Origin of the sequence: Streptomyces sp. Ncost-T10-10d, from assembly GCF_900091955.1 — a bacterium.
Lineage (GTDB): Bacteria > Actinomycetota > Actinomycetes > Streptomycetales > Streptomycetaceae > Streptomyces.
Map to the genome: position 1 here is coordinate 46,141 of NZ_FMDF01000109.1, position 20,164 is coordinate 66,304.

The window sequence follows — 20,164 nt, forward strand, 5'->3', positions numbered from 1 at the left end:
GGACGGAGCGTTACGCTCATTTTGTATGCATATGTTCCGACTGTGGAGGCGGCCGTGAGCGAGAACTACGAGTACCCGACGCCGTCGCAAGCAGAGGGCGAGAGGCTGGAAGAGGACATGAATCCGGCCGAGGAGCGGCACCCCGCCACGACGCGAACCCAGCCGTCCCAGGCCGAGGGCGAGCGCAGCGCGGAGGACACGGAGACCTGACGGAGGCGGCAGCTGTACGGTGGCGGCCCCTTGCCGGTTCACGCCGGAGGGGGCCCCATGTGTGCGCCTCCGCCGCGAGGCCCGCTGGGCGGCTCACTCCGGGGCGAGTTCGGGACCGAACACCGTGTATCTCCCGGACAGGCGGCCGCCACGGGCTGAAGCTCACAGCGATGCCGCGCGCCGATCCGGTCGGAAAGCGCCCCGGAGGAGGACAGCAGCAGCACGGCGAACATGAGCGTGTAGCCATCCACCACCCACTACAGCCCGGGATGCCACCGCCGAGGTCGTCCCTGATCGAAGACAACGCGACGCTGACCACGAGGGCGTCGAGCGTGATCACGAAGAAGCCGACCACGTTCCGGGGCAGCGCCCCGCCGGCGGGGCGCTGCCCCGGAACGTCGCCGACACGTTGCCGGGCGGGGTGACAGGGACAGGCGTGGGGCTTCCGCGAAATGAAGAAGATCTTCAACGCCCATCCAGCCTGCTGTCCCGATCCGCCTACCGGTAGACCGCGCTGTGCCGGGGAGCGGCGTTCCGGGGTACGACACGGCCCCTCGCACGCCCCCCCAGGTCGGGGCACCGCCACACGCTGAATGCCGTGGTAAGCGAGCAGCGCGGCGGCAGCGGCCAGGCGGTGCGCGGACGACCGCCTGGTGAGCCAGGGGCCTTCGGGGCGACGTGGCCAGTGCCCAGCCAGGCGGCCGGCGTCGGCGCCGGCCCGGTGCACCTTGCGCGGCGCGGCGGTTCGAATGCGCGGGACGACGTTTATGCCCCCATGCTTGATGGAGGCGCAGATGCCCATACGGATTGGAGTGCCCGACATGATCCGTCGCAAGTGTGCGACCCTCGGCACAGCACTGCTGACTGCCGGGGCTTTGGCGACGACGACGCACGATGCGGCCGCCGCTGAGGAGACATGCTCCTACACGTCCTCCACCGATCGCCCCGCGCTCACATACATGAACACTGGTCCGTCCGTGAAGCAGGCGCAGTGTCTGAGCAATGTGTGGGGCGGCGTTCCGAAACTCGCAGTCGACGGAGTCTTCGACTCGGCCACGTCGAAGAAGATCATCTGGATTCAGGGGTGCCACGGTCTGGACAGAACCGGGGTTGTCGAGGAGAACACCTGGCAGGTGCTTTACCACCCCGCACTGGACTGCTACGACCCGTATCCGGGGTGAGTCACCCAGGTCCGGCCGGGACGGCTGTCGCCGGAACTGCACCACCGGCCGACGTCGGCCGCGCAGGACCGGCATGGCTGCTGTCGAACGACGTCTACGGGTTCCGGACGTACGGCCGATTCCGCTGCCGACGGGGACGGTGGGGCGGCAACCGATGCCGATCGGCATCGGTTGCCGCCCCACCTGCCGGGACGTCGGACCGGACAGCCGTCGAGATCAGACCGCCGGGGCCGGGTAGGTCGGGTACTCCACCCCGGAGACGTGCTGGACGACGCGGATGACCTGGCAGGAGTAACCGAACTCGTTGTCGTACCAGAGGTAGAGGATCGCGTTGTCGCCGTCGACCTTGGTGGCGCCGGCATCGACGATCGAGGCGTGGCGCGAGCCGATGAAGTCGCTCGACACCGCGTCGGGGGCGGTGGTGAAGTCGATCTGGCGCTTGAGCGGCGAGGTCAGCGACACGTTGCGGAGGTAGTCGAGAACCTCCTCGCGGGTGGTCTCGCGCCCGAGCCGCAGGCTGAGGATCGCGATCGAGACGTCCGGCACCGGGACGCGGATCGAGCTGCCGGTGATCGGCGCGTCGAGGTTGGGCAGCGCCTTGGCGACGGCGGAGGCGGCACCGGTCTCGGTGATGACCATATTGAGCGGCGCCGAACGGCCGCGGCGGTCGGAGCTGTGGTAATTGTCCAGCAGGTTCTGGTCGTTGGTGAACGAGTGGACGGTCTCCACGTGGCCGCGCAGGACGCCGTACTCGTCCGCCATCGCCTTCAGCGGCGGGACGATCGCGTTGGTGGTGCAGGACGCGCAGGACAGGATCTGCTCATCCGGCTTGATCGTGTCGTGGTTGACCCCGTGCACGATGTTGGGGACATCACCCTTGCCCGGCGCGGTCAGGACGACCTTGTCGATGCCGGGGCGCAGGTGCTTGGACAGGCCCTCACGGTCGCGCCACTTGCCGGTGTTGTCGATGAGGATGGCGTTCTTGATGCCGTACGCCGTGTAGTCGACCTCCGACGGGTCGCTGGCGTAGATCATCTTGATCTCATTGCCGTTGGCGATGATCGTGCTGTTCGCCTCGTCGACGGTGATCGTGCCCTGGAACTGGCCGTGGATGGAGTCGCGGCGCAGCAGCGAGGCGCGCTTGACGAGATCCTCGACGGCCCGGCCGCCACCCTTGCGGACGACGATGGCGCGCAGGCGCAGGCCGTTGCCGGAGCCGGCCTTCTCGATGAGCAGGCGGGCAACGAGGCGGCCGATGCGGCCGAACCCGTAGAGCACGACGTCGCGCGGTTCGCGGCGCTCGATCCTGCCGGCACCCGTGGCGCCGACGACGGCTTCGGCGGTGAACTCGGCCACCGAGAGACCTCGGCCGTCGGTCTTGTACGTCGCGGCAAGCATGCCGATGTCGATCTGGGAAGGGCCGAGATCGAGCGCGGCAAGAGCCTGCAGGAACGGCAGCGTCTCGGTGACCGAGAGTTCCTCACCGGCGATCTGCCGGGCGAATCGGTGGGTCTTGAGAATGCTGACCACCGACTTGTTCACCAAGGAGCGGCTGTGCAGCAGGACTGTGACGTCCCGCTCCCGGTGCAGCTTCCCGATGATGGGGATCATCGACTCCGCGATCTCCTCGCGGTTCTTCCAGTTGGTGAACGAGTCGTCATTGACAGTCACAGGTTTATCTTTCGAGCTAGGCGGCGCTCATATGCTAACCCCCCGCCACTTTGATCATTCAATCGGTGGCACCTGAGCGGGATGTCACGAGCGAGCCCCCGACCCACCGCGCGGCGCGGGCAGCCACCACCACGCACTCCGCCGGAACGGCCCCCAGGCGCGGGACGCGTCGGGCCGGAACGGACCCCGGGCCCGCGGAACAGCGATTCGGGGATCTCCGACAGGAGCCACCCGGCAGGGCCGGCGACAAGCCGGCCGGCCGCGGGATCGAACGCTCCCGGAGCGGGCCGAGCATCACGATGCGCTCTGTCGGCGCACCCGCGCATCCCGGACAGAACGCGGGCCGTCCCGCCGCCACGGCGTTCGGGGGCGCCGCTTCGGCAGCTGCTGATTTAGCGAACATCACATATCGACAAAGTCCACATATCGGGCATTTCACCCCAGATTTTCAAGATCGTTGATTCGGCGCCACGTATGGTCGCCGTGGCCTATGAATGGGGATTCGATCCGGTATCGCTGAGCCCCGATTCCCGTTCATCGATTCTCCGCGGCCCGAACAGATGCCAGGGCGGCGAGCTGCTGCGGCCCACTTCGCTGAGCCGTTGTAAGCAGACGCAGCAGGAGCCCGACTCCCGGTCGGCCGCGTGAGGTCCGGCGAGATGACCTACGGCACACAGCGAGACAGGACACAGCCTTCATGCATGGATCACACACATTGACCTGCTCGCGGCGCGGTCTGGCCACTGCCCTGGCCGCAAGCTCATTGCTCACCGTATTCGCCCTGGCAACCCCGGCGTCGGCCGCCACCGCCAGTGCCGCGGCGGGTGGTTCGAAGGTCGTCTGTGTCTCGAAGAAGCCAGGGCTGGCCTCCGAGTTGTCCCACGACATAGCCGGGGCTCTCAACGGGCGGCAGGGCACATGGTCGCTGGCCCTCTACGACCGGATCACCGAAACCACCTGCGAGCTCAAGGCCGACACGCATTTCGACTCCGCCAGCGTGGTGAAGGTTTCGGTGCTCGGAGCGCTGCTGCGGCAGGTCGAGGAGGCGCACCGGAAGCTGACTCCGCAGGAGGTGCAGCTGGCCACCGCCATGATCACCAAGTCGGACAACGACTCGACCTCCGCACTCTGGCACCAGATCGGTTCCGCCGGCTTCAAGAAGTTCCTGGCTCTGGCACAGATGCGGGACACCGTTCCCGCTGCGGGCAAGAGCTGGGGCCTCACCCAGATCACCGCCGGCGACCAGCTCCGGCTCATGCAACTGCTGACAACGGAGAACGGGGTGCTGTCCCCCTCCTCGCGCAGCTACGCTCTCGGCCTGATGAATCACGTCGCTTCCGGCCAGAAGTGGGGGGTGCCCGCAGGATCACCCGCTACGGCATCCGTGCACGTCAAGAACGGCTGGCTGCCGCGCACCACCGGCGGATGGCGGGTGAACAGCGTGGGCGCCTTCACCGGTGGTGGTCACGACTACGGCATGGCTGTGCTCTCGACCGGCAATCGCACGATGGACTATGGCGTCGGCACAGTCGAAGGAGCGGCCCGCGTCATCCATCGTGACCTGACGGGTGCGGCTTGACGGCGAACCGTTGAACGGAAGGCGCCTGCCACCGGCTGATCCTCCGGGCATCGGCTCTCATGGTGTGGGCCGGTGCGAGGCCGGATCCCGCGCGAGCCGAGCGAGGTGGGCACCCAAAAGCTGAACCCGCACGGGCAGGGCTTCGCGGTATCGAATGTTTCGGAGCCGACGACGTTCCGGAACCCCCGCCGGCAGGGGCGCCCCGTCAGCCGAGTCGGTGACGTGATCCCCGCCCGGTTCCGTGCGGACGCCCCCCGGCGGCAGACTCCGACCCGGCTTGAAACAAGGTCTCGATCCCGACGGGGGCGCACAGCTCACCGACCGCGGAACCACGCCGAGCGCCGCTCCGGCGTCATCGGTGTTCAGCCGCCGTGCTCGACGAGACCTGCGACCACGACGGTCTCCACCACGGTGCCGGGAATGTCCTCCGGTGCCGCACGCAGGATGTCACGGGAGAGGACCACGAAGTCGGCGGCCTTGCCGACTGTCAGCGAACCACGTTCGTGTTCAAGGAAGTTGGCGTATGCCGAGCCCATCGTGTATCCGTGGACCGCGGCCTCCACGCTGATCGTCTCCTGCCGCATCCAGGGCTCACCGCCGCCCAGGGGGCGCCGGGTGACGGCGGTGTAGATGCCGATCATCGGATCCATCTCGGCCACGTTCCAGTCGCTGGAAAGCGCGAGCAGTGCCCCGGCCGTGTGCAGGCTCCGCAGGGGCCATGCCTTGTGCCAGCGGCCGACGCCGATGTTCTCGGCCCAGTCCTTGCCGGGTCCCGCCACCTCCGGGGCGCTGTGCCGGGGCTGCATGCACGCAACCACACCCAGTGCGGCGAAGCGCGGTGTGTCGTCGGGGTCGAGGCACTCGACGTGGACGACCTGGTGGCGGGCGTCCCGCGGCCCGTTGACCGCGCGGGCGTGCTCGACGGCGTCGAGGACGGTACGGATCCCCCTGTCGCCGGTCGCGTGGACGAAGCACTGGAAGCCGCGGGCGTCCAGCTTCGTCAGCAGGCTCGCGAACTCCTCAGGCGGGTAGAAGGTGTCGCCGCGGTGGTGGCGGCAGCCCGCGTAGGGTTCGAGAAGGGCCGCGGTACGCGGCTCGACGACGTCGTCGATGTAGAGCTTGAGCGGTCCGACCCGTATCCGGTCGTCGGCGTAGCGGCGGGCGGCGGCGGCGAAGTCGTCGAGGTCGGAGTCCGTGGTGCCGCGCGGGTGGAAGAGGGCCGCGACGATCCTGGACCTGAGCCGGCCTTCGGCGCGTGCGCGTGCGAAGAGGGCCAGGTCGTCCAGCGAGTTCTGGGGTTCGACCACTGTGGTGATGCCGAAGCCGATGGCGTCGTCCAGGGACTTGGTGAGGCGTCCGTACTGCCGGTCGGGCGAGGCCCACGGCAGACCCAGCGTCTGGAGAGCCCGGTGGCCGTCACGGGAGAGGCCCTTGACGGCGAAGTCCGTGATGAAGCCGGTGGGTTCGCCCGTGGTCGAGTCGGTGGCTGCTTCGCCGAAGGGCAGGCCGGTGTGGTCGCGGTCGATGCCGAGTCGGCGCATGGCTGCGGTGTTCACCCAGGCGGTGTGCACGTCGTAGCTCAACACGAAGGTGGGCACGTCGCCCGTGACGGGGTCGAGGTCGCCGGCGGTCGGCATCCGGCCCCCCGGGATGGCCGAGTAGTCGAAGGCCTCGGCCTCGATCCACTCGGCGTCGGGGTGGGACGTGCGCCAGGCACGGATGCGGGCGTGGACTTCGTCGAGTGTTCGGGCGCCGGACAGCTGGACGCAGGCGTCGTCCGAGCCGAGCCGGACATGGTTGTGGGCATCGATGAACCCGGGAAGAACCAGTTTCCCGCCGGCATCGATCACCCGCGTGTCCGGCCCCGTCCACCCCTGTGCGTCCTTGTCGGAACCGATCCAGGCGATACGGCCGTCGACAACGGCCATGGCCTGCGCCTCGGGAAGCGCCGGGTCGACGGTATGGATACGGGCGTTGCGCAGGACGAGATGGGCGGGGTGAGCGGCGATCGCCATGTGAGGTAACTCCTGATGGTGCGGGTATTTCGGCAGGGCATTGCCGCGCGGACCTGATGTGGGCGCCGCGTGGACGCCGTTCAGAAAAGGTCGGTGTGCGGAGTGACGGAGCGTCGGGCGAGCGTCCAGTAGACGAGCCCCGACACGAGTGAGCCGAGCAGGGTCAGGTCGGCGCCGCCCAGCGGCGCCACCAGCGGGCCGGTCCACAGCTCGGAGTCGCAGGTGAGCGCGGCGAAGGTCATGCCGACGAGGAGCGCGGCCACGCCGGCGGGGTGGTAGCCGGACCGGTACCAGTAGGCGCCGTCCGGACCTGCGTGCAGGGCCGGTGGGTCGTAGTGGCAGCGGCGCATCAGCATGTCGGTGAGAAACACGCCGCCCCAGGGCGCGAACACGATGATCAGCAGGGAGAGGAAGGACAGCAGCGAGCTGGTGAAATCGGTGAGGAAGAGCGCGCAGAGTGATCCCGCGGCGGTGACGGCCGCGCTGATGATGATGGCCTTGGAACGGCTCCAGGGGACACCGAGCACCTGAAGGTTCAGGCTCGACGAGTAGAGCGTGACGATGGAGTTGGTGACCGAGCCACCGAGAACGAGGGCGAGAAAGAGCGGCTGGAACCATCCGGGCAGCAGCTGCTCCGTGCCCCCCACGGCGTCGGTCATGTCCGTCTGCGTGGCTGCGGCCACCCCCGCCACGCCCAGAGCGACCGACGACACGAAGCCGCCGAGGGCGCCGTACCAGGTGAGCGACCGCATCGAGGTCGCCCTCGGAAGGTAACGCGTGTAGTCGGCGGGCATCGGAACGTAACTGAACGGACCGGCCAGCATGACGACACATGCCAGGCTCCACCCGGACGCCCCGGGCAGGGCGGCTGCTTTGCCCGTGTCGGCGCCCGGCAGCAGGAACACCAGGAGCGCGGCGAAGCCGATGGCGAGAACGTACGCGATCCAGCGCTCGGCGAACTGGACGGTGGCATGGCCCCACAGGGCGACGACGAAGGTCAACGCGAGTGTGATCAGGAGTGCGAGAGCCCGTCCTGTGTGGCCGGGCGCCCATCCCAGATCAGCGAAGAACGCCTCCAGGGCGAGCGTGCCGACGACCGTATTGAGGATCGTGTAGCCGATGCTGACCACCCAGTTGAGCATTCCGGCAGGCCAGTTGCCGCGTACGCCGAAGGCGGCGCGGGAGATCACCAGAGTGGCGGTGCCGGTACGGACGCCGCTCAGTCCGGCGGCGCTGATGGCGAAGAACGACAGGCCGCCGACGACCACGACACCGGTCGCCTGCCAGAAGGACAGGCCGAACGCGACGGCCAGGGCACCGTTGATGACATAGGTGAAGGTGAGGTTGGAGCCGAACCAGAGCCAGAACAGGTCCTTCGCGCTGCCATGGCGATCCTTGTCGGGAATCGGGTCGATGCCGTGTGTCTCGACCTGGAAGACCTGGTCGGCGGCCGTCGTCCCGCCGGGCGCCCTCGCGGTCGTGTCCTGCTGCGTCATGCGACCCACCCTCGTCCGTGCGTGTCCCGGGAGCCCCGGCACGTTACTTTGAATGCCGTTCTAAGAGTTAGAACGGCATTCAAGATGTGTCCGTGGTGCCCCGTCAAGACCTCCGCGGAAATCGGCCGCTAAGGTCATCACTGGGCACACGGAGGAGGAGGCGCGGCGTGGCAGCGACGGGGCGACGGCGTGACGGGCACCTGGCCCAGGAACGGATGCTGGAGGAGGCGATGGCGGCCATCGCCGAGGATGGCCTGGCCACGCTCACCATGTCGGCACTCGCCAAGCGCCTCGGCACCAGCGGCGGCCACATCCTCTACTACTTCGGCAGCAAGGACCGGCTGCTCCTGGAGGCGTTGCGGTGGAGCGAGAGCGCGCTCGCCGATGAGCGCCGGGCACTGCTGGCCGGCCGGGTCGGCACCGAGCGCAAACTCCGCCTCTTCCTGGAGCTGTACCTCCCCCACGGGCCACGCGACCCGCGCTGGACCCTGTGGATCGAACTGTGGGCGCGCACGGCGTCCAATGAGCCGCTGCGCCAGGCCCAGGCCGAGATCGATCGCGGCTGGCAGGAGGACCTCGAATCGCTCCTCGCCAAGGGCGTACGGCAGGGCCGCTTCGCTGCGGACCTGGATGCGGCGGCGCGTGCTTCCGAACTCCTGGCCCTGCTCGACGGGTTGAGTACGCGCGTCGTCCTCGGCCAGCATGGGGCGGACCGGGACAGTGCGCTGCGCATGGCGCTGTCGGTGACCGAGCGGCTGGTGGAGCGGGGGTGAGCCGACTGCTCAAGAATCGTTCCGGAGGACCCCGGCCGGAAACACCGCCCACCGGGCGGGGCCGTGACGCAATGCGTCGGTCACTGCTCGCGCGGCCCGCTCACTCGTCCCGGCCGCGGGTGCACTGCCCCTGCCTCGAGATCCACGCCGCGGGACAGCCGTCCGAACAGCGTTGAAGGATGCCCGGCTGAGCGGGTATGCAGGCGGCCTGTGCGGGCCGTAGGGGTGCTGGGACGAACATATCCGTCCCAGCACCCCGCCGAGCGACGGTTGCGACCAACGGCCGGCGCATGACTGGGACACCTCAACAGGCCGGCAGCGAGACGGTCACCGCGGTCCGTCCGCGCCGGGCAGTGGGCCCGGAATCCATCGCGCGATCGTCAGACGCCCGCGGCTCGCGCCGCCTCGTACACCTCGGCCGCCACGTCGATCAGCTCCGCGGCGTCGCGCGTCGCGCCCTGGAGATCCAGCAGGAAATCCGGTACGCCGGTTTCGGCGTGTGCCACCAGGTCTTCGACGATCTGCGCCACGCTCCCGTGGAAAGGCTGTCGGCCCGCACCCTCGAACGGCTTGGCGCTGTACCGCGCATTGGCACGGGCGCAGACGCCGACCGGACGCTCCCGACCGCGCTCGGCGGCCACGTCCTGTACCCGCTGCCACTCCTCGGCCAACCGAGCGGCGCCCATGGCCACGGGCATCCAGCCGTCCGCCCGGTCGACCAGACGACGGGTGGCGCGCGGGCTGTTCGCGGGCAGGTAGACCGGAATGGGGCGCACCGGCTTGGGGCCGACCTCGGACGGGGCGATGGTGGTCAACTCGCCCCGGTAGGAGACGGGGTCCGGGCCCCAGACGGCCGCGCACACGTCCAGCAGCTCGTCCAGCACCGCACCACGCCTCTCGAAAGGCGCGACAGAGGCGGCTGCATACTCGTCCAGAGACCATCCCGTGCCGAGACCCGCGATCACTCGCCCACCGCTCACGACGTCCAGCGAGGCGAGCGAACGGGCCAGTTGGAACGGCACATGCAAGGGCGCGACCAGAACGCTGGTGCCGAGCCGGGCCCGGCCGGTGGCCGCGGCGGCCAGCGTGAGCGTGACGAGGGGGTCGGCGACACTGCGGTACTGGTCGGGCCACGGCAGCCCCGGTACGCCGTACAGCCCCTGAGTGGCGGGCTCGGGAAACAGGACACGCTCGAAGACCCACAGACTCGCGTATCCGGTCTCCTCAGCAGCCCGTGCCACGGCGGCCACATCGCGGCTGATGTCGTACTGCTTCATCTGCGGGAGACCGAGACCGAGTGAGATCGTCATGTACGCACTCCTTCATGATGACTGCTGGACAACTGACGCAGGACACCCTTTGTTCCTTATCCAGTGTCCGTCGAAACGTCAGGCGAAAGAGCGAGGGGCGCCCCGCTGCCAAGTCTCTTTGATCGGGCACGGCAGCAGCCCAGCCCGACCCGCATGAACCATTGCGTGGTGCGCGGGCATTGTGAACTGGCACGAAAGCCCTGCCGGCTGCCGCACCGCTCAAGTCACCCGACGAGTTCACGGTTCTGGGCAGACCCCAGAACCGTATCGACGCACGCCTGCACATCAAGGACGGCATCCCGCTGGAGGGCAGTTGGGACAACTACTTCTACACACGGCAGTGGAAGTACGACTGCTGTGGGTGCTGCGCGACCTGCTCGGCGTCACGGGACCCAAGTACGGCTGTGGTCTCGGCGTGTGCCAGGCCTGCACGTCGCACATCAACGGCAAGGCCTTCAACCCGTGTTCGGTTCCCGTGTCGAAGATCGCGCCGGACGATGAGATCACCACGATCGAGGGACTGCCCGCCACCGTCGGCAAGGACCTGCATCCGATGCAGGAGGCCTGGCTGGATCTGGACGTCGCACAGTGCGGCTACTGCCAGCCGGGCCAGATCACGGCCGCCGTCGCCAAGGTCCGGCAGGCCGCTGCCGATGGCCGCGAGATCGAGGACCGCGACCTCGACGAGATCCGCAACATCTGCCGTTGCGGCACGTACACGCGTATCCGGGAGGCCATCAAGGCGGGCGCGAAGAACATGTGACCGGGACGTCAGCCGCTGTACACCCCCCCGCTGAGGAGACAACCCCTGCCCGACCCGGCGGCAGAGCTGCTGTGCCGGCGGAACGACGGCGATCCCGCCACAGGCGGCAACGCCAAGCGACACGCCAGGTCGGGTCGCCGCGCGCCGACGGTACTGTGCTCGGCAATGTCCGCGACGGCCGCGGAGAGCGCGGTCCACGGGCCGGACCTGGAGGTCGCGTCCACGGGAACACCCCGTCCGCCCGGTCTCGAACCTCGGACGGCACCACCCCGACAGCTGATCCTCCGCGCGCGGGACCATGCCACCTCGTTCTCCGGGGCCGACCGATAACAGGGGTTCCACGTCACCGTGTGCGATGCCCGCGCGGCCTTCACCAACGGCTGTACGCGAACCTGTTCGCCTGCCGACACCACCCGATCAGCCTCGGCCCGGGCATCGTCACCCCGAAGGACACCGCGTTCGCCGTCACAGCCGAAATCGTCTCCGTACGACGCGGCGGTACGGGTCGATCGCTGACCCGGACGGACCCGTCCGCCCCCAAGACGGCGCCCGTCCCGACTGCACCCGGTTCGCCGAGCGTCCCGGTCAGTCTTCTGTCACGGAGGACGAGTACGCAGAGGGCGGGCGAGTTGGGCATCGATCCCGAGCGCCTTGTCCCTATCCACGCGCCCCTGCGGGCCCGTCACCTCTTTCGGCGGATGCTGCGCGCCCCAATTCAGCTCCCTCCCGGATCAGGCACACGCCACTCCCATGCAGTAGGACGAGACCCGTGCGCAGCTCGTCGTCGCCGGTAGAACGGCGTCGTGGGTGAGGAATGAACCGGGCAACGAGCGCTCCGCACTGCGGACGCCAGGAGCAGTTCGAGTGGCAGCCCGGCGGTGGACACCTGAGACTAAATCGACGGTTCGGGAATCGGACAACGGATCCCGACCTCGTGCACTTCCGGACCACTCGCTCCGGCCATCGAAAACGCGAGTAACAGGGCGCCGACCGTAATGGCCGACGGCACTCGAAAGTTCGCTACAGGGAGCCCGCATGGAGGAGAAATCCGTCGAGGTCTTGATGTCACGGCCGGATGAATCTGCGCTCAACACGCACAGCTACCCCGGCCCGGGGACCGGCATCGAGACAGACCTCGCCGAAGTGCTGGCTGACGTCATGTGCGTCGAACGGGTGTCGGTCGACAGCCACTTCTTCGATGACCTCGGCGCCAACTCGTTGGTGATGGCTCATTTCTGCGCACGGGTCAGAAAGCGGGCGGATCTCCCATCGGCATCGATGAAGGACATCTACCGGCACCCGACGATCCGAAGCCTGGCGACGGAGCTCGCGGACGCTGCGCCCGCCCCTGTCGAGTCGTCGGTCCCGGCGCCGACGGAGGCGGTGAAGCCGGCCGGAACGGTGCAGTACGCCCTCTGCGGAACGCTGCAGTTCCTGCTTTTCCTGGGATATTCGTTCCTCGCCGGACTTGTCGCCGACCGAGGCTATGCATGGGTCTCCGCCGGCTCGGATGCGATCGATATCTACCTGCGATCGTTCGTCTTCGGCGGCCTCGGCTTCGTCGGCATGTGCACCTTCCCGATCGTGGCCAAATGGCTCCTCGTCGGCCGGTGGAAATCGCGCGAGTTCCCGGTCTGGGGCCTGACGTATCTGCGCTTCTGGACCGTCAAGGTGCTGATCCACGCCAACCCGATGATCTTCTTCGTCGGCAATCCCCTGTACGTGCTGTACCTGCGAGCCCTGGGCGCACGGATCGGCAAGGGGGTCACGATTCTCTCCCACAGCGTTCCGGTCTGCCCCGATCTGCTCACGATCGGCTCCGGCACGGTGATCCGCAAAGACTCGTTCTTCCTCTGCTACCGGGCGCACGCCGGCCGTATCCAGACCGGCCGGGTCACCCTTGGCCAGGACGTGTTCATCGGCGAGAAGACCGTGCTCGACATCGACACGTCCATGGGCGACGGGGCGCAACTCGGCCACACATCGACGCTGTACAGCGGGCAGGCGATCCCGGACGGCCAGCACTGGCACGGATCCCCGGCACAGCTCACGGAGCACGACTACATGACGATCGGGCCGGCCAAGTGCGGCACGCTGCGCCGGGCCGGCTTCGGCCTCATCACCGCGCTTCAACTGTTCTTCCTCTACGTGCCACTGGTTGTCGGGGGCGCGTACATGCTGGTGACCCTGGTCCCGGCGCTGCACAACCGGCTGGGCCCGGGCACGGCGGGATTCACATCGGCAGATCTCTACATCGACGCGCTGATCCTCTCCTTCATTCTGTTCTTCGGCTTCGTCGTCGTGGGACTCGCCGTAATGTTCACCGTTCCGCGCCTGCTGAACCTGCTCATCGAGCCGGACAAGGTCTATCCGCTGTACGGGTTTCACTACTCGGCGCACCGGGCGATCGGGCGTATGACCAACGTAAAGTTCTTCAAATGGCTGTTCGGCGACAGCTCCTATATCGTCCACTATCTGCGCGGCCTCGGGTACGACTTGTCCCGGGTCGAGCAGACAGGGTCGAACTTCGGCACGGAAGTGCAACACGAGACCCCGTATCTGTGCTCTGTCGGCAGCGGAACGATGGTCGCTGACGGGCTCTCCATCGTCAATGCCGAATTCTCGAGCACGTCCTTCCGTGTGTCCCGGGCCTCGATCGGGCCACACAACTTCATCGGGAACAACATCGCCTTTCCCTCAGGGGCCAGGACGGGCGAGAACTGCCTCCTCGCGACGAAGGTGATGGTTCCGCTCGACGGCGAGGTACGCGAAGGGGTGGGTCTGCTCGGCTCGCCGTCCTTCGAGATTCCCCGGTCGGTCGAGCGCGACTCCCGGTTCGATCATCTGCGGGACGGTGACGAGTTACGCCGGCACCTCGCCGCAAAGAACCGCTACAACATCCGCTCGATGGTCTTCTTCCTGCTCGTGCGGTGGCTGCACTTCTTCGTGCTCACGCTGCTCGGCCTGGCGAACGTCGATCTTTACGATTCCTACGGGCATCTGCTGATCGTCGCGTTCCTGGTGTTCAGCCTTGGGTTCACCGCGGTCTACTTCGTACTGGTGGAACGCGGCATCGCGGCATTCCGCGCGCTGCAACCTCAGTTGTGTTCCATCTACGCCCCGTACTTCTGGTGGCACGAGCGCCTCTGGAAGGTGCCTGACACGTACCTCAACGTCTTCAACGGCACCCCTTTCAAGAACGTGATCTGGCGGATGCTGGGGGTTCGGATCGGCAGCAGGGTCTTCGATGACGGCTGCTATCTGACGGAGCGGACGCTCACCACCATCGGGGACGACTGCACGCTCAATGCGGGAAGCAAGATCCAGTGCCACTCGCAGGAGGACGGCACCTTCAAGTCCGACCGCAGCACCATCGGCGCCGGCTGCACCCTCGGTGTGGGATCCCACGTCCATTACGGCGTGACGATGGGCAGCGGCGCGGTGCTCGCCTCCGACTCCTTTCTCATGAAGGGCGAGGAAGTCCCACAGCACGCACGATGGGGAGGAAACCCCGCCACGGAAATGCGAGATGCCCCGTATCAGCCCGAAGCGTTGACGCGTGGATAGCGGCGCCGCCCATGTCGGCGCTGAAAGCACGGTGGCGACGGTGATTCGAGAGGGACGACCAGAGATGGAATTGCAAGTGCAGGCCGACCGGGAGTTCTGGCTCGCTGTGCTCGTCGCCGGTGGATTCACCGCAATCCCGCGGTGGACACTCGAACCGGTGACGGGCGTCGGCGAACACGAGGCGACGGTCCCGGACGACGTCGTGGCGGCGTTGGGCCGATTGACCGAGGACCTGGCGGTGCCGCTCGACTCGGTGCTGCTGGCCGCGCACGCCAAGGTGCTCGCCGCGCTGTCCGGCGAGCACGAGGTCGCGACCGGCTACGTCACCGTGGAGGGCGGCCCGCTGCTGCCCTGCCGACTGACGACCGAACCCGACTCGTGGCGGACGCTGTTGCTGGACACCCATCGAGTCGCGTCCGATCTGCTGTTGCACAAGGACTTTGCGGTCGATGAGCTCAGGCGCGAGCTGGGCCTGGCCGAACCGTCGGTCGAGGCAGTTTTCGATCCGCACGGCTCGGGTGGCGAACTCGCCGGTGACACCGTGCTGTGGGTGGGTTTTTCACCACGCGAAGGCCGCCTCGCGCTGCGGCTGCGGTACCGGACCGACGCGCTCGACGCGGACTGCGCCGTGAGGATCGCCGGTTACCATCTGACCGCGCTCGCGCTGATCGCCGCAGATCCCGACGCCGAGCACGCGCGGCAGAGCCTGCTCTCCGCCGAGGAACTCCGCTTCCAGCTCGAAGGACTCGCCGGTCCGCGCCGGGAGTTGCCGGACCGCCGGTTCCACGAGCTGTTCGAGCAACGGGTGGCGGCACACCCGGATGCCATCGCGGCGGTGCATGGGGAGCGGCAGCTGACCTACCGGGAACTCAACTCACGTGCCAACCGGTTGGGACGAGCCCTCCTGGCGCGGGGGCTGCGTCCCGAGGGTGTGGTCGCGGTGGTGACGGAGCGCAACCTGGACTGGATGGCCGCCGTCCTCGCGGTCTTCAAGGCCGGCGGCGCATATCTGCCCATCGAGCCGCATTTCCCGGCCGATCGCCTCGGGACCATGCTCTCCCGTGCCGCATGCGGGCTCGTGCTGACCGAACCCGGCAGCACCTCCACGCTCGACCAGGCCCTCGGCTCGCTGTCCGGGGTCCAGAAACTCTTCGTCGGCGCAGCCTACGAGGAGGACCATGCCGACGACGATCTGGGCCTCCGCGTCGCACCCGACCAACTCGCCTACATCTATTTCACCTCCGGCTCCACGGGCGAGCCCAAGGGCGCGATGTGCGAGCACGCGGGCATGCTCAACCATCTCTACGCCAAGATCGATGACCTGGAGATCGGCGAGGGACAGGTGGTCGCCCAGACCGCACCCCAGTGCTTCGACATCTCGCTGTGGCAACTGGTGTCCGGACTCCTCGTCGGGGGGCAAACCCTGCTGGTGGAGCAGGAGGTGATCCTGGACGTCCAGCGGTTCGTCGACGAGATCATTGACGGCCGGGTCGCCGTCCTCCAGGTCGTACCCTCCTACCTGGACGTCGTCGTGTCCTGTCTGCAGCAGCACCCCCGCGAACTGCCGGACCTGCGGTGCGTGTCGGTCACCGGCGAGGCGCTGAAGAAGGAGCTCACGCAGCGCTGGTTCGCCGCCCAGCCCGGGATCAAGCTGGTCAACGCCTATGGGCTGACCGAGACTTCGGACGACACCAACCACGAGGTCATGGACCACGTGCCGGACGGGGACGGGGTCCTGCTGGGTCCCGCGGTCAACAACGTGCACGTCTATGTCGTCGACGAGCACCTGACCCCGGTGCCGCTCGGCGCCCCCGGTCTGATCGTCTTCTCCGGCGTCTGCGTCGGCCGTGGATACGTCAACGACCCCGAGCGCACCCGGCAGGCCTACCTGGCCGATCCGCACCGTGAGGGCGCCCGGCTCTACCGGGGCGGCGACTACGGCCGCTGGCAGCCCGAGGGCAAGCTGGAGTTCCTCGGACGCCGGGACACCCAGGTGAAGATTCGTGGCTTCCGGATCGAGATCGGCGAGATCGAGAACACCCTGGTGCGAGTGCCCGGTGTTCGCGACGGCGCAGTGGTGGTCACCGAGCGGGCCGACCGGAGCAAGCACCTGGTGGCGTTCTACTCCGGTCGACAGCCGCTCGAGGCCGACGTCCTGCTGGACCGGCTCGGTGAGTCGCTGCCCGAGTACATGGTCCCGTCGGCCTTCCACTGGCGGGAAAGTCTGCCGTTGACGGCCAACAGCAAGATCGACAGGAAGACTTTGCGGGCGCTCGCCGAAGAACTCCACGCCGTCCAGGACGACTACAGCGCGCCGAACACGCCGACCGAACGGCAGCTGGCGGCCGCATGGGCGAAGGTGCTCGGCATCCCGCGGAACCAGATCGGACGGCGGGACCACTTCTTCGACCGGGGCGGCACGTCGCTGTCGGCGGTGAAGCTGGCGATCACCCTGGACCGTGCGGTGTCCCTCAAGGACGTCACCCGTCACCCCGTCCTTGCCGATCTGGCCGGACTGGTCGACGGCAGGTCCGAGCAGCGCTCCGGGCCGGTCGACGGCAGGTCCGAGCAGCGCTCCGGGCTGCTTCAGCCACTGTCGGAATCGGACGGTGTGCAGACCGCCGCCCTCGTGTGCTTCCCCTACGCCGGCGGCAACGCGGTGAACTTCCAGCCGATGGCCAGGGTACTGGCGGGCGACGGGCCGACGGTCTACGCCGTCGAGCTGCCCGGTCACGACGTGGCCGCCGGGAGCGAGCCGACCACGTCGATGACGCTGGTGGTCGAGCAGGTCGTCGACGAGATCATCCGACGCGACCTGACCAGGGTCCTGCTGTGGGGCCATTCCTCGGGCACCGCGTTGGCCGTGGAGACGGCCAGAAAGCTGCAGGAGCGCGGGGTGGAGGTCCAGCGCGTGTTCCTCGCCGCACAGCTGCTCGGTGACGCCGCCCACCGGCGCGCCACCATCGCTGAGCTGACCGGGCTGAGCGACGCCGAGATCGCCGCGGAGCTGAGCGCAGACGGCGGGTACACAGAGCTTGTCGAGCTGGACGCACAGCACGCCGAGCACGTCGGTGCCGTCTATCGGCACGACTGTGTGTCCGCACACCGCTATTTCGCCGACGCCCTGGACAGCCCGCCTGCGCCGAAGCTGTCCGCGCCGGTCACCGTGGTCGTTGCCGCCGACGACCCGAGCACGGCGGAGTACCCGCACCGGTACCGCGACTGGCAGCTCCTGGCCGAGCAGGTCGACCTGCTCGAGCTCGCCGACGGCGGCCACCACTTCCTGCGCACCCGTCCGACCGAGGCAGCCCAGGCCGTGCTGCGCGCCGCCGACTTGTTCGCTGCTTTCTGAGTGGCAACTGAAAGGAAATCGAGATGTCGTTCATGTCCACGGCGTCGCTGGCCGACGTGGAACTTCAACCCGGCAAACCTCCGCTACTGCGGGCCGAGGCCACCGGCGACGCGCTGAGCTGGGCGGCCGAGCACCGGGACGCGCTACGCGCTGTCGTCGCCGAACACGGTTCGGTACTGGTCCGCGGCCTCGGGCTGCGCGACGCGGCCGAGACCGGCGCCGTCTTCTCGAAGCTGGCCACCGGTCTGATGACCGAGAAAGAGGTCTTCGCGCCCCGACAGACCTATTCCGACGGTGTGTACTCCTCATCGAAGTGGCCGCCGAACCAGCCGATGTGCATGCATCATGAACTTAGCTACACGCTCGAGTTCCCCGGCCTGATGATGTTCGCCTGCCTCAGCGCTCCCACCGATGGCGGGGCGACAGCCGTGGCCGACTCACCGACCGTGCTCGACGCGCTGCCGGCCGAGTTGACAGAGCGGTTCGAGCGGGAGGGCTGGCTGCTCGACCGCAGCTACAATGGAGAGATCGGGGCGTCCATCGCCGAGGCGTTCGGCACCGATGACCGTGGCGCTGTCGAGAGTTACTGCGGTGCCAACGCGATCACGTTCGAGTGGCAACCCGACGGTGGATTGCGCACCAGACAACGCCGCAGCGCCGTGGTGCGTCACCCGGTCACCGGCCACCGCTGCTGGTTCAATCAGATCGCGTTCCTCAACGAGTGGACGATGGCCCCCGAGGTGCGCGAGTACCTGGTGGACGTCTACGGCGCCGACGGGCTGCCGTTCAACACCCGCTTCGGCAACGGCGACCCGATCGGCGAGGACGTCGTGCAGCTGCTCAACAGCGTGTACGAGGCCAACACCGCACGCGAGCCGTGGCAGGCCGGAGACCTGATGCTCGTCGACAACATCCGCACCGCGCACAGCAGGGAGACCTTCGAGGGACCGCGCGAAGTACTCGTCGCCATGGCCGACCGGGTGCATCTGGCCGATTGCTCGCCGACCGTCGAGGTGACCGCAGGATGACCACCATCACTTCCAGCGCGACAACGTCCACAATGACCGCGCCGATCAGCGTGCCACCGTTCGCCGTGATCTCCGGTGCCCAGGTCCAACGGGCGTTGCGCGGATGCGAGAAACAGATCGTGGAGTTGGTCGAGGCCACCTACCGGGTGCACGGTGCCGGTGATTCGGTGAACCCGCCGTCGTACTTCCTGCGTTTCCCCGACCGCCCGTCCTCCCGGATCATCGCGCTGCCCGCCTCGATCGGCGGGGAGGTGCAGGTGGACGGCCTGAAATGGATCTCCAGCTTCCCGGAGAACGTGACGGCCGGCGTCCCGAGGGCCTCGGCCGTGCTGATCCTCAACGACCACGACACCGGCTACCCGTTCGCCTGTCTGGAGAGCTCGATCATCAGCGCCACCAGGACGGCCGCGTCGGCGGCGTCGGCGGCCGACTGGCTCAGCCGAGACCGGCCGCGACCGGCGCGTGTCGGGTTCTTCGGCGTGGGCCTGATCGCCCGCTACATCCACACCTTCCTGGCCGGTACCGGCTGGTCGTTCGACGAGATCGGCGTGCACGACCTGTCCGCCGACAGCGCAGCAGGCTTCCGGTGTTACCTGGAGCAGTCGGGCACCGCCGGCCGGATCACCGTGCACGACAGCGCCGAGCAGTTGATCCGCAACAGCGACCTGGTGGTTTTCGCCACCGTCGCCGGTCAGCCGCATGTCAGCGACCTGTCGTGGTTCGCACACAATCCGCTGGTGCTGCACGTGTCGCTGCGCGACCTCGCGCCGGAGATCCTGCTCGCCTCGACCAACGTCGTCGATGACATCGAGCACTGTCTGAAGGCCGACACCTCGCCGCATCTGGCCGAGCAGCTCACGGGCAACCGGGACTTCCTGCACGGCACGCTGGACGACGTGATGGCCGGGCGGGTGACGGTGCCGGCGGACCGGCCGGTGGTGTTCTCGCCCTTCGGCCTCGGGGTGCTCGATCTCGCGGTGGGCAAGTACGTCTACGCCGAAGTGGTCCGCCGCGGAGAGTTGCACGTCATCGACGACTTCTTCCACGAACTCAGCCGGTACGGATGAACCGGCCGAGAGCTCAGGAGGCTTATCCACGGCTGATCCCAGGAGATCACCACTCAAGTCTCAGCAGGCCCTGACGCACGGGACAGCGGCCGCTGATGCAGGGCCCCGTCCGGCTCGATCGGGCACGGGCTTCCGCCCGCCGAGCGAGAAGC

General features: G+C 67.9%; 13 protein-coding genes and 1 pseudogene. 9 read left to right on the plus strand and 5 right to left on the minus strand.

The window, feature by feature from the left end; genetic code table 11:
• Positions 1–54: 54 nt before the first annotated feature.
• On the plus strand, positions 55–210 hold the full coding sequence (locus GA0115254_RS44530; RefSeq protein WP_176740174.1) for a hypothetical protein: 156 nt from the start codon (positions 55–57) through the stop codon (positions 208–210).
• Between the two features lie 173 nt (positions 211–383).
• Here GA0115254_RS44530 and GA0115254_RS46165 read toward each other — a convergent pair.
• Positions 384–577: pseudogene (locus GA0115254_RS46165) on the minus strand (MFS transporter); the annotation flags it as partial.
• A 427-nt stretch (positions 578–1,004) separates the two neighbouring features.
• On the opposite strand from GA0115254_RS46165, the gene GA0115254_RS18190 reads away from it, so the two are divergent.
• A complete protein-coding gene (locus tag GA0115254_RS18190) occupies positions 1,005–1,391 on the plus strand; it encodes a peptidoglycan-binding domain-containing protein (RefSeq protein WP_176740175.1) in 387 nt (128 codons plus the stop codon).
• A 216-nt stretch (positions 1,392–1,607) separates the two neighbouring features.
• Here the strand turns inward: GA0115254_RS18190 and GA0115254_RS18195 are convergent, their stop codons facing one another.
• Positions 1,608–3,062: a glyceraldehyde-3-phosphate dehydrogenase gene (locus tag GA0115254_RS18195; protein ID WP_093896359.1), complete on the minus strand. Its 1,455-nt coding sequence runs from the start codon at positions 3,060–3,062 to the stop codon at positions 1,608–1,610.
• A 697-nt stretch (positions 3,063–3,759) separates the two neighbouring features.
• On the opposite strand from GA0115254_RS18195, the gene GA0115254_RS18200 reads away from it, so the two are divergent.
• Positions 3,760–4,641, plus strand: a complete 882-nt coding sequence (locus tag GA0115254_RS18200) for a serine hydrolase (protein ID WP_093896360.1) — start codon at positions 3,760–3,762, stop codon at positions 4,639–4,641.
• A gap of 362 nt (positions 4,642–5,003) precedes the next feature.
• On the opposite strand, the gene GA0115254_RS18205 is transcribed toward GA0115254_RS18200, so the two are convergent.
• Positions 5,004–6,656, minus strand: coding sequence for an amidohydrolase (locus GA0115254_RS18205; protein WP_093896361.1), 1,653 nt, complete (start codon positions 6,654–6,656; stop codon positions 5,004–5,006).
• A gap of 80 nt (positions 6,657–6,736) precedes the next feature.
• The gene (locus GA0115254_RS18210; RefSeq protein ID WP_093896362.1) at positions 6,737–8,152 is read right to left on the minus strand and encodes a purine-cytosine permease family protein; all 1,416 of its coding nucleotides are present in this window, start codon (positions 8,150–8,152) and stop codon (positions 6,737–6,739) included.
• 167 nt (positions 8,153–8,319) lie between these two features.
• Here GA0115254_RS18210 and GA0115254_RS18215 point away from each other — a divergent pair, with 167 nt between their 5' ends.
• Positions 8,320–8,925 (plus strand): TetR/AcrR family transcriptional regulator, encoded by a 606-nt coding sequence (locus GA0115254_RS18215; RefSeq protein WP_093896363.1) that lies wholly within the window; start codon positions 8,320–8,322, stop codon positions 8,923–8,925.
• Between the two features lie 380 nt (positions 8,926–9,305).
• Here GA0115254_RS18215 and GA0115254_RS18220 read toward each other — a convergent pair whose 3' ends face one another.
• Positions 9,306–10,235, minus strand: a complete 930-nt coding sequence (locus GA0115254_RS18220) for an LLM class F420-dependent oxidoreductase (RefSeq protein ID WP_093896364.1) — start codon at positions 10,233–10,235, stop codon at positions 9,306–9,308.
• A gap of 340 nt (positions 10,236–10,575) precedes the next feature.
• Between GA0115254_RS18220 and GA0115254_RS18225 the strand changes: the two genes are divergently transcribed.
• The 5 genes from GA0115254_RS18225 to sbnB all read left to right on the plus strand — a co-directional run bounded on the left by GA0115254_RS18225 (position 10,576) and on the right by sbnB (position 20,012).
• Positions 10,576–10,998, plus strand: a complete 423-nt coding sequence (locus tag GA0115254_RS18225) for a (2Fe-2S)-binding protein (RefSeq protein WP_256102647.1) — start codon at positions 10,576–10,578, stop codon at positions 10,996–10,998.
• A 1,035-nt stretch (positions 10,999–12,033) separates the two neighbouring features.
• Complete coding sequence (locus GA0115254_RS18230; protein WP_093896366.1) at positions 12,034–14,565, plus strand: Pls/PosA family non-ribosomal peptide synthetase; 2,532 nt, start codon at positions 12,034–12,036, stop codon at positions 14,563–14,565.
• Between the two features lie 64 nt (positions 14,566–14,629).
• Entirely contained in the window at positions 14,630–17,917 is a 3,288-nt protein-coding gene (locus tag GA0115254_RS18235) for a non-ribosomal peptide synthetase (protein WP_093896367.1), read from the plus strand.
• A 23-nt stretch (positions 17,918–17,940) separates the two neighbouring features.
• The gene (locus tag GA0115254_RS18240; RefSeq protein WP_093896368.1) at positions 17,941–18,945 is read left to right on the plus strand and encodes a TauD/TfdA family dioxygenase; all 1,005 of its coding nucleotides are present in this window, start codon (positions 17,941–17,943) and stop codon (positions 18,943–18,945) included.
• Entirely contained in the window at positions 18,942–20,012 is a 1,071-nt protein-coding gene (gene sbnB / locus GA0115254_RS18245) for a 2,3-diaminopropionate biosynthesis protein SbnB (protein WP_093896369.1), read from the plus strand. The genes GA0115254_RS18240 and sbnB overlap by 4 nt, the downstream gene beginning before the upstream one ends.
• The last annotated feature ends 152 nt before the right edge of the window (positions 20,013–20,164 follow it).